Origin of the sequence: Chryseobacterium gwangjuense (assembly GCF_021311115.1) — a bacterium.
In the GTDB taxonomy this organism is placed as follows: Bacteria; Bacteroidota; Bacteroidia; order Flavobacteriales; family Weeksellaceae; genus Chryseobacterium; species Chryseobacterium gwangjuense.
Genome location: NZ_JAJTNP010000002.1, coordinates 432,753 through 448,562 on the forward strand (window position 1 = coordinate 432,753; position 15,810 = coordinate 448,562).

Annotated in this window: 19 protein-coding genes; 10 read left to right on the forward strand and 9 right to left on the reverse strand. The window is 34.4% G+C overall.

Annotated features, from left to right (window positions below; all coding sequences use genetic code 11):
• The 4 genes from LV842_RS05440 to LV842_RS05455 all read right to left on the reverse strand — a co-directional run bounded on the left by LV842_RS05440 (position 1) and on the right by LV842_RS05455 (position 3,285).
• Positions 1-918 carry a YARHG domain-containing protein gene (locus LV842_RS05440; RefSeq protein WP_233110444.1) on the reverse strand — a complete coding sequence of 306 codons (918 nt, stop codon included), beginning with the start codon at positions 916-918 and terminating at the stop codon, positions 1-3.
• An 85-nt stretch (positions 919-1,003) separates the two neighbouring features.
• Positions 1,004-1,642: a DUF2306 domain-containing protein gene (locus LV842_RS05445; RefSeq protein ID WP_233110445.1), complete on the reverse strand. Its 639-nt coding sequence runs from the start codon at positions 1,640-1,642 to the stop codon at positions 1,004-1,006.
• 14 nt (positions 1,643-1,656) lie between these two features.
• Positions 1,657-2,073, reverse strand: coding sequence for an energy transducer TonB (locus tag LV842_RS05450; protein ID WP_233110446.1), 417 nt, complete (start codon positions 2,071-2,073; stop codon positions 1,657-1,659).
• Positions 2,074-2,079: 6 nt separating this feature from the next.
• Positions 2,080-3,285 carry a BaiN/RdsA family NAD(P)/FAD-dependent oxidoreductase gene (locus LV842_RS05455; RefSeq protein ID WP_233110447.1) on the reverse strand — a complete coding sequence of 402 codons (1,206 nt, stop codon included), beginning with the start codon at positions 3,283-3,285 and terminating at the stop codon, positions 2,080-2,082.
• A 114-nt stretch (positions 3,286-3,399) separates the two neighbouring features.
• Here LV842_RS05455 and LV842_RS05460 point away from each other — a divergent pair, with 114 nt between their 5' ends.
• The 3 genes from LV842_RS05460 (at position 3,400) to LV842_RS05470 (ending at position 5,603) form a co-directional block, all read left to right on the forward strand.
• A complete protein-coding gene (locus tag LV842_RS05460; RefSeq protein WP_233110448.1) occupies positions 3,400-3,891 on the forward strand; it encodes an acyl-CoA thioesterase in 492 nt (163 codons plus the stop codon).
• 80 nt (positions 3,892-3,971) lie between these two features.
• A complete protein-coding gene (gene thiL, locus LV842_RS05465) occupies positions 3,972-5,036 on the forward strand; it encodes a thiamine-phosphate kinase (RefSeq protein ID WP_233110449.1) in 1,065 nt (354 codons plus the stop codon).
• 273 nt (positions 5,037-5,309) lie between these two features.
• Positions 5,310-5,603, forward strand: coding sequence for a hypothetical protein (locus LV842_RS05470; protein WP_233110450.1), 294 nt, complete (start codon positions 5,310-5,312; stop codon positions 5,601-5,603).
• Positions 5,604-5,665: 62 nt separating this feature from the next.
• Here LV842_RS05470 and pepT read toward each other — a convergent pair whose 3' ends face one another.
• Positions 5,666-6,913 carry a peptidase T gene (pepT, locus tag LV842_RS05475; RefSeq protein ID WP_233110451.1) on the reverse strand — a complete coding sequence of 416 codons (1,248 nt, stop codon included), beginning with the start codon at positions 6,911-6,913 and terminating at the stop codon, positions 5,666-5,668.
• Between the two features lie 187 nt (positions 6,914-7,100).
• Between pepT and LV842_RS05480 the strand changes: the two genes are divergently transcribed.
• Both LV842_RS05480 and LV842_RS05485 read left to right on the forward strand, forming a co-directional pair.
• Positions 7,101-7,949 carry a hydroxymethylglutaryl-CoA lyase gene (locus LV842_RS05480; protein WP_233110452.1) on the forward strand — a complete coding sequence of 283 codons (849 nt, stop codon included), beginning with the start codon at positions 7,101-7,103 and terminating at the stop codon, positions 7,947-7,949.
• Positions 7,950-8,037: 88 nt separating this feature from the next.
• The gene (locus LV842_RS05485; protein WP_233110453.1) at positions 8,038-8,874 is read left to right on the forward strand and encodes a sulfurtransferase; all 837 of its coding nucleotides are present in this window, start codon (positions 8,038-8,040) and stop codon (positions 8,872-8,874) included.
• Between the two features lie 167 nt (positions 8,875-9,041).
• On the opposite strand, the gene LV842_RS05490 is transcribed toward LV842_RS05485, so the two are convergent.
• Together LV842_RS05490 and LV842_RS05495 are read right to left on the reverse strand one after the other, a co-directional pair.
• Positions 9,042-9,368, reverse strand: a complete 327-nt coding sequence (locus LV842_RS05490) for an SUF system Fe-S cluster assembly protein (protein WP_029296148.1) — start codon at positions 9,366-9,368, stop codon at positions 9,042-9,044.
• Positions 9,369-9,371: 3 nt separating this feature from the next.
• Complete coding sequence (locus tag LV842_RS05495; RefSeq protein ID WP_233110454.1) at positions 9,372-10,076, reverse strand: 3'-5' exonuclease; 705 nt, start codon at positions 10,074-10,076, stop codon at positions 9,372-9,374.
• 78 nt (positions 10,077-10,154) lie between these two features.
• Here LV842_RS05495 and LV842_RS05500 point away from each other — a divergent pair, with 78 nt between their 5' ends.
• Complete coding sequence (locus LV842_RS05500; RefSeq protein WP_233110455.1) at positions 10,155-10,925, forward strand: DUF4382 domain-containing protein; 771 nt, start codon at positions 10,155-10,157, stop codon at positions 10,923-10,925.
• A 3-nt stretch (positions 10,926-10,928) separates the two neighbouring features.
• Here LV842_RS05500 and LV842_RS05505 read toward each other — a convergent pair whose 3' ends face one another.
• Positions 10,929-11,276 (reverse strand): tRNA-binding protein, encoded by a 348-nt coding sequence (locus tag LV842_RS05505; RefSeq protein WP_233110456.1) that lies wholly within the window; start codon positions 11,274-11,276, stop codon positions 10,929-10,931.
• Positions 11,273-11,779, reverse strand: a complete 507-nt coding sequence (locus LV842_RS05510; protein WP_233110457.1) for a hypothetical protein — start codon at positions 11,777-11,779, stop codon at positions 11,273-11,275. Before LV842_RS05510 ends, LV842_RS05505 begins: the two co-directional genes overlap by 4 nt.
• A 201-nt stretch (positions 11,780-11,980) precedes the next feature.
• Between LV842_RS05510 and LV842_RS05515 the strand changes: the two genes are divergently transcribed.
• The 4 genes from LV842_RS05515 (at position 11,981) to LV842_RS05530 (ending at position 15,662) form a co-directional block, all read left to right on the forward strand.
• Entirely contained in the window at positions 11,981-12,556 is a 576-nt protein-coding gene (locus LV842_RS05515) for a DUF4840 domain-containing protein (protein WP_233110458.1), read from the forward strand.
• A gap of 101 nt (positions 12,557-12,657) precedes the next feature.
• On the forward strand, positions 12,658-13,224 hold the full coding sequence (locus LV842_RS05520; protein ID WP_233110459.1) for an RNA polymerase sigma factor: 567 nt from the start codon (positions 12,658-12,660) through the stop codon (positions 13,222-13,224).
• Positions 13,217-14,587: a PorT family protein gene (locus LV842_RS05525; RefSeq protein ID WP_233110460.1), complete on the forward strand. Its 1,371-nt coding sequence runs from the start codon at positions 13,217-13,219 to the stop codon at positions 14,585-14,587. Before LV842_RS05520 ends, LV842_RS05525 begins: the two co-directional genes overlap by 8 nt.
• A gap of 109 nt (positions 14,588-14,696) precedes the next feature.
• Positions 14,697-15,662, forward strand: a complete 966-nt coding sequence (locus tag LV842_RS05530; protein ID WP_233110461.1) for a T9SS type A sorting domain-containing protein — start codon at positions 14,697-14,699, stop codon at positions 15,660-15,662.
• Positions 15,663-15,810: the final 148 nt, after the last annotated feature.

Sequence of the window (15,810 nt, forward strand, 5' to 3'; positions counted from 1 at the left end):
TTATCTTCCAAACTGATCATATTTATCTTCTGCATATTTTATGAAACGGTTGAGTAAAGCCACATTATCTTTTTCCATTTTTGAAAGCTGATCATCTACATTATTTGAAACAGGAATATACCAATCTGTCTGCTCAAAAAAGTTTCTGTATGTTTGTTTTTTAAACGCATATCCGTGTCTTGCGAAAACCGAATTTTTTATGATTTCCATATCCAGTTTTCTAAGATTTTTAAGGTCTTTTTCGGTTAGTTTCTGTTTAGATGCATTGATTTTGAAAACAGCATCAGAAGCAAATCTGTTTTTTGAAGAGGTATACGTTTCTGTCTTTCCTGTTTCTTCGTCAGTATATTTTTCAATAAAATCTTTCGGATTTTCCCAGTCGATTAGCTCCGAGTTTTCATCCAGCATAAAGTTGGGATTATAAACAAATTCTTTTTTGATCAGTTTCAACGTTTTTGAAGGTGCTTTCACTGCAGCTTTGTTGAAAGCACTCCAGTTTCCGGTAAGACTGTCATTGTTTAATTTCACCTCAAACCTTCCGTCAGTTTTATCATTTCCCGGTTCATCCAGGACAAAAGATTTCGTTTCGTCGTTAAAAACACCCCGGAAAGGACGCTGATTTCCATTGACAATACTTTGTCCGTATACACTGTCCTTCGTAATTCTGTTAATTTTCAGGGATATTTTTTTATAATCGGTACCTTCATATTCTTCGCCATCCTCAGAAACTAGTGTTCCTTTTCCTGCAAAATCGCCCATATAAATTCCATAATATTCTTTGTGGACTTCAGGAACAACTATAGAATCTTTCTTGGCAGTAAGACTGTCTTTTGAAGAATCTGTTGCTTTTGCCTCTTTTTTACAGCTTACTAGGCTTATCGCAAACAAGGAAATAAAAGTTAATTTTAAAATTTTCATATGTGATTTTTTAATGGTTTTTTAAAGGGGGGGATATGCAGTCGCAGAATAGAATATTGCCTTTACGACAAAAGATAAAGCGATTTCATAAGTGTTTTTTTGTGATTAAATATTCAATTAAAATCATGTTAGGAATCCATCCCATCCAAGCGATGATTTGGTAAACATCCATCGGATTTGGGTGAAATAAATATACAATAATTACTTTCCACATTCTTAGGGTGATCGCAGAAATTGTCAATGCAAAACTACGCCACATCCATTGCTTATGCTCTTTGAATTTTTTTTGTTTGGCTAACTGAAAGGCTTTAAAAGTGAAAAACCACCATAGGCAGCCTAAGATGACAAATGAAATTTTAGAATAAATTCCGCCATTTGCGAAAACTCCCATATAAATTCCTGACGGAGCAGCGAGGAATAAAATCAGGAAAATATAGATCTTTCCTGCGTTTTTATGAAAATTTTTGACACCAAAATCTTTTCTTATAATCGCTAAGAAACCACTCAGTAATACAAAAATACTTGTGTACACATGCGTGTAGAAAAAGTAAAGATATTCTTGCCTTTCCCCAACTTCTGTTTGCTTAATCATTAAAAAGCTCACATCAGTTTTTAGTGGAATATATTCTAATGTTATTTTCAGCATCAGCCAAAAGAAATACCCGAACCCTATGATTAAAAGGATTTTTACTAAAATTAGGATATTTCTTTTGAGAGAAAGCATTTTAAAATTTATTTCTATTCATCGAAATTCATTGTAATGGGTAGTTTAAATCTAAATTTTACTGGTTTCCCATCAATTTTAGCAGGAATCCATTTTGTTTTTGACATAAGCTTAGCTACACGCTCCATTTCTTTATTCAAAGACTTATTATCTCCTACGATATTTATATCTGTAACACTACCATCTTCGGAAATTATTAATTGAGCTTCGGATTTAACCCTACCTTTAGCATTTACCTTATCCCAATCAATCAATTTAGCAAAATTTGTTTTGAAAACATTAATCCCTCCTGGATATATTGGAAACTCTTTGGATTTTTCTACATTGCCAAATTGTTCAGTTTCAAATATTTCGTTAGATGATGCATTTTGTTCTTGTGAGAGAGCTAAATGATATCCCAATATTAAAATGAAAATTAGAGTCTTATTCATTGTTTATTAATTTCTATTATTCAAATCCTGAGCAATCAGCCACGATTCGCTCCAACACGCCTGAAAATTAAATCCTCCTGTCACCGCATCAATATTTAAAACCTCTCCGGCAACATAAAAATTAGGCAAAATTTTCGAAGACATATTTTTAAAATTGATTTCTTTCAAATCAACTCCTCCTGCCGTTACAAATTCATCTTTAAAGGTTGATTTTCCGGTCACATTGAATTTCTTTTCGCATAAATTTTCAATGATTTTCTGCATTTCTTTTCCTGAAATATTGGCAACTTGTTTGTTCAGATCAACATTTGAAACCTCAAGAATTCTCTGCCAAAATCTGTTTGTGACTTCAAAAATCTTAGACTGTCCAATCGTTTTCTTCGGATTCGATTGTCTGAAATTCTGAAACAATTCTTCAGCATCCTCAATATCTTTAGAAATAAAATTGACTTCAATCTCAAAATTATATTTCACTTTGGCTAAATTAATCGCTTCCCAAGCCGATATTTTCAAAATTGCAGGTCCTGAAAGTCCCCAATGCGTAATCAGCAACGGTCCGCTTTCCTCGGTTTTTAATTTAGGAATGGATGTTTCTGCCATTTCAAAACTTGTTCCGGCCAAATCTTTCAATAAAGGATCCTTAATATTAAAAGTAAAAAGCGACGGAACAAGGTCAATGATCTTATGACCTAAATTTTCAATCATTTTCAACGATTTTGGTGAGCTTCCTGTAGTGTAGATGATAAAATCAGCTTCAAAGTCACCTAAACTGGTTTTAACGATATATTTTTCGTCCTGCTTTTCAATTTCTTTGACGGAACATTTTGTCTTTACTTCAACATTTTTCTTCTGAATTTCATTCAAAAAAGTATTGATAATCGTTTGTGAAGAATTACTTTCCGGGAAAATTCTATTGTCATTTTCTATTTTCAACGAAATGTTTCGGTTCTCAAACCATTCCATGGTGTCGCCCGGTTGAAACTTTGTGAAAACACTTAAGAGTTCCTTGTTTCCTCGAGGATAAAACTGAACCAGTTCTCTTGGATCAAAACAAGCATGGGTAACATTGCAACGTCCTCCTCCTGAAACTTTAACTTTCTGAAGGACATCTGAATTTTGTTCGAGAATGGTAATTTTATATTGTGTTTCGTCAAGATTTGCTGCACAGAAAAATCCTGCTGCACCGCCTCCGATAATGATAATTCGTTTCATAGTTTTATTAATCTTATGCTCAAGATTATTTTTACAAAACTACAATTTTTATAAACCATCTTATTTGAGTAATTTTGAAGAATATAATTTAATTATTTTAAAACTGATTTTTAAATGATTTTTTACCATAAATTCGAAGTGCGTTGGAGCGATCTTGATGCCAACAAACATTTAGCAAATTCATCTTACGTTCAATATTGTGCTCAAACCAGAATGGCTTTTATGAAGCTTGAAAAGATGGGAGTTACACAAATGAGCCGTTGGGGAATAGGTCCGGTTATCATGCATGAAAGATTTTCTTTTTTTAAGGAAATATTTGCTGATCAGACTGTTATTGTCAGCCTGGAAGTTGATGCTTGTGCAGAAGATTGTTCTATTTACCGTTTTGTACATAAATTTTATACTCCAGAAGGAGAGCACTGTGCAACTTCTGAAGCAACTGGTGTTTGGATCGATACGATGTTGAGAAAAATGACAACTCCTCCGGATGATGTAGTGGAAGCGATCAATAAATATAAAAGCCCGAATACAATAGTTTTGACGAGAGAAGATTTTAAAAAATTACCTTTCCGTCCAGAAAATATTGATCCGTCGGCTTTCAACTAAAATGGTTTTTAGTTTAATGTTTTGAGTTTAGAGTTCAGACATTATTCATTACCAATTACTCATTATTTATAATTAAAAATATGTTTGAAGATAAATCACAGGAACTAACACCGATTTCCAAATTAGGAGAATTTGGGTTAATAAAACACCTGACAGAGCATTTTCCTTTATCCAACGAATCTTCGGAGCTTGGAGTGGGAGATGATGCGGCAGTTATTAATCCTGAAAATAAAAAAGTTGTTCTTACAACAGATGTTTTGGCAGAAGGAGTACACTTCAATTTAGGTTATGTTCCATTGAAGCATTTGGGGTATAAAGCGGTTGTTGTGAATTTGAGTGATATTGCAGCAATGAATGCAACACCAACTCAAATCTTAGTTTCATTGGCTGTTTCCAATCGTTTCCCGGTAGAAGCGTTAGAAGAATTGTATTCCGGAATTCAGGCGGCTTGCAGTCGATATAAAGTGGATTTGATAGGAGGTGATACCACAAGTTCTAATGCTGGTCTTGTGATGAGCATCACAGCAATTGGATTGGAAAATGAAGAAAATATTGTAAAAAGAAGCGGTGCGCAACCTAATGATTTGCTTGTGGTAACGGGAGATTTAGGAGGTGCTTATATGGGACTTCAGATTTTAGAAAGAGAACACGCGGTTTTCTTAGCAGATCCAAATATGCAACCTGAAATGGAGGGTTATGATTATATTCTGGAAAGACAATTAAAGCCGGAAGCAAGAACAGATGTAAAAGGGATTTTAGAAGAACTGGATATTAAACCAACTTCTATGATTGATATTTCAGATGGTTTGGCTTCAGAAATCCTGCATCTTTCAGACCAATCGAAAGTAGGTTTTAGATTGTATGAAGAGAAAGTTCCGATGGATAATTTGACAATTGCAACTGCGGATGATTTTAATTTAAATCCAGTCATGACTGCATTGAGCGGAGGTGAAGATTATGAATTGTTGTTTACGATTTCTCCGAATGATTTTGATAAGATTAAAAATCATCCTGATTTTACCATTATTGGCCATGCTGTAGAGAAAGAAGAAGGTAATTTTATGGTAGCAAGAGGTTCCAATCAATTGGTTGCTTTAACGGCACAAGGTTGGGATGCTTTTCTAGGAAATCAACAAAACGATTAAATTTTATTTAATTTTAAATATTGTGAGACCACTGCTTTTTGTAGTGGTTTTTGTTTAAAAATAAAAATTTGTATGAAATTATATAACTATTTGGCGTTTTCGATCTATCAAATTTTTCATAAAACGATAAAAAGGGAAGATCATTTTACATTAATTATTAAAACGTCATTTGTTTTAACTTTAATGATATTGCTAATATTTTATTCTATCCTATTTTATTTAGATTTAAAAGGATATCATCATAATTTAATACCTAAACTGTATTTGTTTCTTATGATGTTAATAATCTGGCTACCAAATTATTTCTATCTGAAGAAAGAAAAATTTTTAAACAGTGATTTTTTGTTTAGTTACAAAAATGTACTTTCTTTTTTATTAGTAATTTTTGGTTTGGGGAGTGTTTTTATATCTGTGGCAAATAAGAATCGAGAAAAAATTTTTAAGGAAAGAGGATATTCGCAGGAAGTAATTGACAATGGAGGAGTCGAGCCTTTTGATCCTACTAAAAAACCAGAATCTCTTGAAGGAGACCTAAGACTTTGGTATTATAATACTTTTGAGAAATAAATGATCAAAATAGAAAACCAGCTCAAAACTGAGCTGGTTTATAATTTATTCAGATGAAAACCTTACGCTTTCACAATATTCAAAATAACCTCCATTGCTTTTTGCATACTTTCCAAAGCAACATATTCGTAAGGTCCGTGGAAATTGATTCCTCCTGCGAAAATATTCGGACAAGGCAATCCCATATAAGACAATTGAGCTCCGTCTGTTCCTCCTCTGATCGCTTTAATTTTAGGCTCTATTCCTGCTTCTTTCATTGCTGCTGCTGCAAGATCGATGATGTGCATTTTTCCCTCAAATTGCTGCTTCATGTTTCTGTATTGTTCTTTAATCTCTACTTCAGCAGTTCCTTCACCATGTTTTTGATTAAATTCAGCTACTTTTTCTTCCATGAACTTCTTTCTTGCTTCAAATTTATCAGCATCGTGGTCACGGATGATATATTGAAGTTTAGCCTCAGAAATGTCAGCATTTAAGTCCATTAAATGATAGAAACCGTCAAAACCTTTAGTGGTAGCCGGAGTTTCATTAGCCGGAAGCGTTTGAGCAAATTCAGAAGCCAACAAAGCGGCATTGATCATTTTTCCGTAGGCATAACCTGGGTGAACACTTAATCCGTGGATTTTTACCACAGCACCTGCAGCATTGAAGTTTTCATATTCCAGTTCTCCAACTTCTCCGCCGTCCATTGTGTAAGCGAATTCAGCTCCGAATTTAGCTACATCGAATTTATGCGCTCCTCTTCCGATTTCTTCGTCAGGAGTAAATCCTACAGCAATTCTTCCGTGTTTGATTTCAGGATGAGCCATTAAATACTCAGCAGCAGTAACGATTTCTGCACAACCTGCTTTATCATCGGCTCCAAGAAGAGTTGTTCCGTCAGTAGTAATCAAAGTCTGACCGATATATTTTTTTAAACTTTCAAATTTTGATGAGGATAAAGTAAATCCTGTTGTTTGGTTTAATACTAAATCATTCCCGTCATAATTTTCCCAAACCTGAGGTTTTACGTTTTCTCCGCTGAAATCCGGTGAAGTATCGTAATGAGAAATAAATCCAATTGTTGGTTGGTTATCATTTTCAAGATTTGAAGGAACATATCCCATGATATAACCATTGTCATCAATCGATACCTCTTCAAGACCGATCGTTTTCAACTCTTCAGTAATGAATTTTGCGATATCCCACTGTCTCTCCGTAGAAGGGGTTGTTTCGCTTTCTGCGTCACTTGTTGAGTATATTTTTACATAATTAAGAAAACGGTTCAGTAACTTTTCTTTCCACACCTGGTTGAATTCTATTGCACTCATTATTAGTATAAATTTCCGGCAAAGTTAGCAATTTTGATGCTCAGAATAATTTATTTGGGAATGAATATCAACTATCGAAATTTTAAATCGGATATAAATATTTGAGAATCAAAATAATGTTAACTTTATACAAGCTATTTATGAACTTATTTAGTTTTATTATATTTGAGAAAATCTAAACGTAAAAATGTTTCTTACTGAATGTCCGCGCGATGCAATGCAGGGTTGGGGAGAATTTATCCCTACCGATAAAAAAATAGATTATATCAACTCTTTAATGGATGTTGGTTTCGATGTATTGGATTGTCTGAGCTTTGTATCTCCAAAAGCAATTCCTCAAATGGCTGATTCCGATGAGGTTGCTGAAAATATCGATAAATCCCGCTCCAATACAAAAGTTTCTGCAATTGTAGCCAATTACAGAGGTGCTGAAAAGGCATTAAAACATCAGGCGGTAGATATTATCGGGTTTCCGTTTTCTATTTCTGAAACTTTTCAGCATAGAAATACGAATAAAAATCAAGAGGAAGCTTTCGAAGAAATTATCAAAATGTTGGAACTTGTAAAAAGTGAGAACAGACAATTAAATATCTATTTTTCAATGGCTTTTGGAAATCCTTATGGTGAAATGTGGAAATGGGAAGATGTTGATTTCTGGGCACAACGATTTTCAGAAATTGGGGTAAAAGATATTCTACTTTCTGATACAACAGGAGTGGCAACACCGGAAACCATTGCTCTTTTATTCGAAAAAATACCGTCTAAATATCCTGAAATTAACTTTGGAGGACATTTTCATAACCGATATGAAGATTCTTATTCAAAATTAAAAGCGGCTTATGATAAAGGCTGTACACGATTCGACAGTGCCATCAAAGGAATTGGCGGTTGTCCTATGGCGAAAGATGATTTAGTGGGAAATATGCCTACTGAACAAGTCATCAACTTTATGAGTGTAGAAAAAGTAGACCATAAATTAAATTTATTAAACTTCGAAAGTTCTTATAATAAAGCGAAGGATATTTTTCATTTTTAATAAATATCTTTAAACGATACAATATAAAGCGGGCTTTGGTCCGCTTTGTTATTCAGAAACCAATTTTATAATCCCAAAAATCAACAAAATGTCACCAATAATCACTCCTTTAGAATTAAAGAATCTTCCAACTGAAAATCTCATCATTTTAGATGCAAGAGTAGGAAAAGATGTATATCAAAACTATCTGAACAACCACATTAAAGGAGCAAGATTCATTGATTTGGATAAAGACTTGGCGGAAATTGGTGAAGATGCTGCTTTTGGAGGAAGGCATCCTCTTCCAAGTGTTGAAAAATTTGCAGAAACACTTTCCAATCTTGGAATATCAGAAGATGCCCATCTTATTGTTTATGATGATAAAAATGGTTCAAATGCTGCTGCAAGAGCTTGGTGGATGCTGAAATCTTTTGGATTTGAAAATGTTCAGGTCCTGGATGGAGGATTCCAAAATGCAGAAAAAGAAGGATTGGAATTTTCTTCAGGCGAAGAAGTTTTTGAAAAAGCAGAAGTAATCAAAAAAGAGGATTGGGATCTTCCGACTTCAACGTTAGAAATTGTTGAAAATGAATTAACAAACCATTCTTCTACGGTAATTGATGTAAGAGATGCTTATCGTTACAAAGGAGAATCTGAACCGATTGATTTGGTTGCCGGTCATATTCCAGGAGCGATTAATATTCCTTTTTCTGAAAATCTTGATGAAAATGGAAATTTCCTGAAACCTGAGATTTTAAAAGAAAAATATTCAAAATTGTTGGAGGATAAACCTGAAAATTTAATCATTCATTGTGGTTCCGGAGTGACGGCTTGCCATACCATTTTAGCATTGGATTATGCGGGTCTTAAAATCCCGAATTTATATGTCGGCTCTTGGAGCGAGTGGAGCAGAAGAGAAGGAAAAGAGATTGCAAAAGAAGTTTAAACAATAAATTGTGTTCTGTGTGTCATTCTGACGAAGGAAGAATCTCATGTTATTTTATAGATTCTTCACTCCATTTCATTACGGTCAGAATGACAGTGGGATTTAATATACTTAAGACAAAATAAAGGGCTGTCAATTTTGACAGCCTTTTTTATTGTAATCCGAATTTAAAGCATTCCCAGCTCAAATTTCGCTTCTTCACTCATCATGTCCTTGTTCCAGCTTGGCTCGAAAGTAAGCTCTAAGTCGACACTTTTTACATTTTCTACTTCCGCTACTTTGTCTTTTACTTCCTGAGGAAGCGTTTCTGCAACAGGACAGTTCGGAGTAGTAAGTGTCATAATGATTTTAACATCTGCATCATCAGAAATCTGCACGTCATAAACTAAGCCCAATTCGTAGATATCTACCGGAATTTCAGGATCATATACAGTTTTTAAAACGTTGATAATTTCTTCACCGATGTCAGCAATCTGATCGTCTGTAAATTTCATTTTTTAATCTAAATTGATATACCTTTTCAACAAATCTTCCTGACGCATACGTCGGAAAATATTTGCCAAAGTTAAGACATCTTTTTCACAATAGTCAACTATTCTTTGCAAGTCTTTTTCTATGTAGTAAATTGATGAAACCATTGAGCCGTCAATATCGTCTTTTGGAGTAGGAATTCCGAAAAGATGTGCCAATAATTCCAGGGAAACAAAACTTTTATAATCTCCGAATTTCCATAACTCCATCGTGTCTATATGAGGAATTTCCCAAGGCTTTTTTCCAAACATCTGAAATGGAGTAGGAGGCTGCATTCCGTTGATCAGGAATCTTCTGGCAATCCACGGGAAATCAAATTCTTTTCCGTTGTGAGCACAAAGGATAACGTCTCGAAGTCTCGGACTGTTAAAAATTTCCCCAAATTCGATCAGCATTTTCTTTTCATCATGATCTGCAAAACTTTTGATTTTCAAGGTGTCGTTTTTTTCCAACATTCCGATGGTGATGCAGACAATTTTTCCAAATTCTGCCATAATTCCGGCTCTTTCTGGATAAAATTCTGCTGCCGAAATTTCGTCCTTCCTTTGGAATCTTGTTTTTTTATCCCAAAGCATTTGTTCGGTTTCGGACATGTTTTCCCATGAATCAAATCCGGGAACGGTTTCAATATCAATAAATAAAATTTTTTCCAGAGGGATATTCTGTATCATTTTCTTGTTTTTAAACTGAAAGATAAGATATAATAAATGAATTATCAAAAACGTTTTAATAGAACAAAATATTATTTTATGAAATGGTTATTTATAATAGGAAGCAGTATAGGATTGCTTTTCTTAGCTTCATGCAATGATTCTGAGGGAAGTGATACTGCTACAGTCAATGTGAGACTTACTGATGGTCCCGCTGCGTATGATGCTGTTAATATTGACATCCAGAGAATAGAAATCAATAATAACGGTGAATGGATAGCACTTAATTTTCCTAGTCCAGGTGTTTATAATCTTCTTAATTTTAAAAATGGAACTGATGTTGTTTTAGGACAGGCGGTTTTACCTACTGGAGAAGTTTCTCAAATGAGAATGATCTTAGGAACAAATAATACGTTGGTTGTGAATGGAGTTAGTTATCCGTTACAAACTCCTTCAGCTCAGCAAAGTGGATTGAAGTTCAACTGGCATCAGACATTAACAGCCAATGGTGCTTATACTGTATGGATAGATTTTGATGCAGGAAGATCTATTGTAAAAACGGGAAATGGATCCTATATTTTAAAACCGATTATCAGAACGTTTTCAGAATTAACAAACGGACAGATAAAAGGCTATGTACAACCTCTGGCCGCTGATGCTGTCGTGCATGCTATTGTGGCTTCGGATACGATAGCAACAGCAATACCAAATCCTGACGGATTTTTTATGTTTTCCGGACTGCAGCAAGGAACATATACCGTTTCTTATGATGCGGACAATACAACAGGATATGTAGATGAAAATACCGGCAATGTATCTGTTGTGTTTGGACAAATTACTAATTTAGGAACAAAAACATTACATCAATAGATATTAACCTACTTGAGAACCATTTTTAGTCGGAAGTGATGTTGTGAGCAGTGTTACTTCCGATTTATTTTCACCGTATACTCCCAAAACCAGACATTCACTGAAAAAGTTGGCAATTTGCTTTTTGGGAAAGTTTACAACAGCTAATATCTGTTTTCCGATCAGTTCTTCTTTTTTGTACAAAGTCGTGATTTGTGCGGAAGATTTTTTAATGCCTAATATTCCAAAGTCTATTTCTAGCTGATAGGAAGGATTTCTGGCTTTTTCGAAATCATTTACAGAGATGATTGTTCCGCTTCTTATATCTATTTTTTCAAAATCTGTCCAGGAAATTTCGGGTTTTATGATCATGGTAATGCACTGATTAATTGTTCTATTTCTGCTTTTTGTGTGGCATATTTTTGTTGCAGTTCCGAGCCTTCTCCCATTCTTTTGTAATATTCAAATGCTTTTTCTCCGAAAATCTTTTTATGAAAATCTGAAGCGTCCGGAATCTTCGGAAAATTTTTGTGAAAAAGCATCTCGTAATAGGCCTGAAATTCTCTTTCATTTTTATCTTCAACGGTTTTTCCGGGAGCTTTTTGCCTTACATGAAGCATTTCGTGGGCAATGACATTCAGAACAAGATTCAGATCAAAATCGAATAAATTAGGAGGAATTATTACTGTTTGCGGATCTCCCAATTCGCCCTCTGTGGTTAAAAGAACTAAGTTGGGACTGGGTTCACGAAAACCAAATCCTGCGAAGTTTTCATGTTCCAGATCAAAAGAATAGAGTACATACTTTGCCGCATCAATAATCTGATCGTTTTCTTTATAGGCGTTCAAATGTAATTTGATCTGTTCAAAATTCATCTCAAAAAATATGTTTTAACAAATGTATTAAAATAATGAAACTTAGAAATGATCAAAAGGTAAATTAAAGTGATTGAAAATCAAGTGATTGCTGTTTTTAAGACTTTTTTTAATTAATTCTTATGCAAGATTCCTTAAAAACCGGATTTATATAGATGAGTACTCAAACGAATAATATATAATGCTAAAAAATTAAGAATAATGAAGAAATTAACAGTACTTACCTCTTTAATGGTTGCCATCGTTGCATTTTTAGGATTTTCTTTAACGTCGTGTAATGATGATCGATATGAGCCGATTCCGGTAAAGCTGAGTGATGTGAACGGCAACTATAAAGCGAGATTGGTGACTTCACAAGGAGGGAAATACAATGAAAAAATTATTGAATTTACAGCGAAAGATACTCTCATTACTTTCAAAGATTTTCCGGTGAGAGAAATTGTAAAATCGGTTGTGAAAGACCCGGTAAAAGCTGATACTGCCATTGCACATTTAGGGAAAATTGAATATAAACTGAATTATATTTCAAAATTAAATACGGATCAGAATGTGGTGGAATTGACTTTTGAACCTAAAGCTCTGACCTTGCAGATTCCTGTAGATGGGGCGATTAAAAAGACTATAGTAAAATTGGTAACCAAGCAAAAAGGTTTCTTTGTAGGGTATGATTGGTCTATGAGATTTGGTTTGGAAGCTGAAAAAATAACGGTAGACGGAACTGACTTAGCTCCTTATGAAGCCATAAAGTATGAAATTCCGATTAGTATTAAGAACTAATAAAATATGATAGGTAGAAATAGGTAATGTCTCAAATTGAGGATACCTATTTTTGCCTACTGAAAATCAATAACTAAACTGAGTGCTATTGTAGTTAGTAAATGAAAGAAAATAAGGAGCAGATTTTGGTAAACCGCCTTTTGCAGAAGGAAGAAGCGGCTTGGAAAGAACTTTTCGGAGTTTATTCAGGCAGTCTTACCTATGTCTGTTCCCGATATATTATTGATAAGGAAGATGTTCATGATGTTTTGCAGAATAGTTTTATTCAGATGTTTCGTGCAATCGATTCTTTTGAATATAGAGGAAATGGATCTTTGAAAGCCTGGATTACCAGAATTGTGGTAAATGAATCTTTGAAACATATTAAGAAAAATTCTGATTTAAAAATGGTTTCAGAAGATTTTGAAATTGCGGATGTACAAAATGATGAAGAACCGGATTTGGAAGAAATTTCGCAACATACAATCATGATCATGATTCGTTCTCTTCCGAAAGGATATAGAATGGTTTTCAACCTTTTTGTTTTTGAGAAGAAAAACCATAAAGAAATTGCGGAGATGTTGGGAATTGCAGAAAATTCTTCCGCCTCACAGTTTCACAGAGCAAAAACAATGCTTGCCCAGAAAATAAAAGAATATAAAATGTCTAAAACAGCGCAGTATGAATAATAATGAATGGCTAAATGATTTGCGCAGAAAAATGGAGGATCATACAGAAGATGTTCCGGATGGATTGTGGGATAATATTAGAAACGAATTGTTTGTGGAAGATAAGACGGACAATAGTATTCCCCTTGTAATGAGCGATGATTTGAAAGCGCAGAATAGGTCCTTTTCAATAATAAATCATAAACCTCTATTATATCGTATCTGTGGTGTTGCAGCAGCTATTACCTTATTCTTTATTGTGGGCAGGCTATTTGTTTTTAATGGTAAACATGAATTTGTAAATCATCAAACAAAGGAAAATTCTTCGGAAAAGATGTCTTATCATCAGAAATCTGATAAAAATGAAAATCCTTTAAAAATAGAGACTATCCTGCAAAAGACTAATTCAGGTAGTTTGAGCTATGATTCCTCTGAAAAGACTGTAAATACAACAAAAATTATAGACGTAAATTCTTGGAAAAATATAGATTTTAAAAGGGAGAAATATAATCAGGAAGGGATTGAAAGTCGTTATGAACAAAACATTGCCCAACAGCAAAATGGAAGCATTGAAAGTCCACGAGTAGAGGAGGCAACAGAAACTTACGAGCTTCTTACAAAAGAGGAAAGAGAATGGAAGAAGAAATTAGAAGAATCCGAAAAAATAAAACTGGCTAAAAATAAAAGTAAAAAATCCTGGGTGGTGGGATTGCTTGCAGGAAATACATCCTCAAACTCAACGGAACAATTTCCTGGATATGCTACTTTGAACGGAACTGTATTAAGCGTACCTGAAATATGGAGTTCAGAATATGGAGAAAATCCTTTAATGGCGATTTTGCTGGCCAATCAGAATAAAAAAGTAGATGCGAAAATAAAACATAAAACTCCGGTAACTTTTGGCGCTTCTGTTTCTAAAAGAATTGGAAAAAAATGGTCTGTCGGTACGGGAGTGAACTATACTCAGCTTTCTTCCGAACTTACCTCAGGAAGCGATTCGAACTTTATAAGCAGTGAGCAGAATGTTCGTTATGTAGGAGTTCCTGTTCAGGTAAGTTATAATGTAATTCAGAAAGGAGCATTTACGGGATACCTTACAGGAGGAGGTATGATAGAAAAAGCGGTTTCAGGAGATATTAAAACTAAATATATCGTTGATGGGACTGTGAAAGAGGAATTCAAAGAGGGGATAAGTGAAAAACCAGTTCAGGTATCAGTAAATACTGCCGCAGGATTGCAATTGAAAGTGGTGAAAAACATTGGAATTTATGCTGAACCGGGAGTAAGCTATCATTTTAAGGATAACAGTTCATTACAAACCATTTATAAGGAGAAACCTCTGAATTTCAACTTAAAGTTCGGAGTCAGGCTAATCATAGATTAAATAACATCTTCATCATATCATGAAACAGAAGAGCTGTAAAAGTATAGCTCCTAAAGTTCTATGCATGATTTATAGGAAACACCACTACAACACCTTAAATATTATCAATATGAAATTAAAATTAATTTTTTTAACGGTTCTGTTTTCTTGCTTTTTCAACGTAAAATCACAGCAATGCACACCCACGATTACCAGTCCGAGGCTGGGAGTAATGTTTCCGGATAAAGTCGTTTTTTGTACCACAGAGACAGAAACATTATCTACCACTCAGACGTATGGAAGTTATCAATGGTATAAGCAGGTATGGGATTGGCAAACGCCTAATCTGAATCCTTGGGTGGCGATTCCCGGAGCAACCTCACAATCTTTAGTGATTAATGGTGCTACAGATATGCTGTATTATTTTAAAGTAGCAGTTACAGGAAATGATTGTACAGCAGAAAGCAGTCCTGTTCTGGCGGATGGATATGCTTATGGTCTTCCATTTTTGATGGCCAATTTTACGCCCGGAACTTATGACGAAGTGGCGCCGGGAGTATATAATGTTTGCTCTGGAGCTTCTGTCGTTTTTGAGAACGGATTTCCCGTTGTGTATGGACTGCATACCTGGTTCAAATGTGTTCCCGGAAGCAATCCCCCGTCGTCTACAGATCCTTGTATTATTAATGGAGCAACAGGAGATTCTTATACGGCAACTACATCAGGAAAATACGGATTTTATGCCTGTACGGAATATTGCCCCAATATGTGTGAAATGTTAAGCGATATGGCATTCATTCAACTGAATTTCGGAAACTGGAGCTTTTGTAATTTAGGAACAGGAGAGGTAAAAACCAAAGAGAATAATTTAAAGATCTATCCTAATCCGGCTGCTCAGTTTTTATATATCGGAAAAGAATCAGAAAAATATACTGAAGTTTCCATCCTAGATATGTCCGGAAGATTAGTATTACAAAAAAAGGATCATACCTATACTAAAGCTATTGATGTGAATTCTTTATCAGCAGGTACTTATCTTGTGGTTTCTAAAAGTACGGAAGGAAAAACATATAAAAATAAATTTATTAAAAAGTAAATTCCTTGATTGATCAATAGTTTTTTTCAAATGGTTAGTTAGAAACGGTGCAATGTATTGTGCCGTTCTTTTTTGAGTTTGAAAATAAACTTTTTATATAATTTGATCTAGTCAAAAAATAATCAACATTCATATATTTAAATCTGAC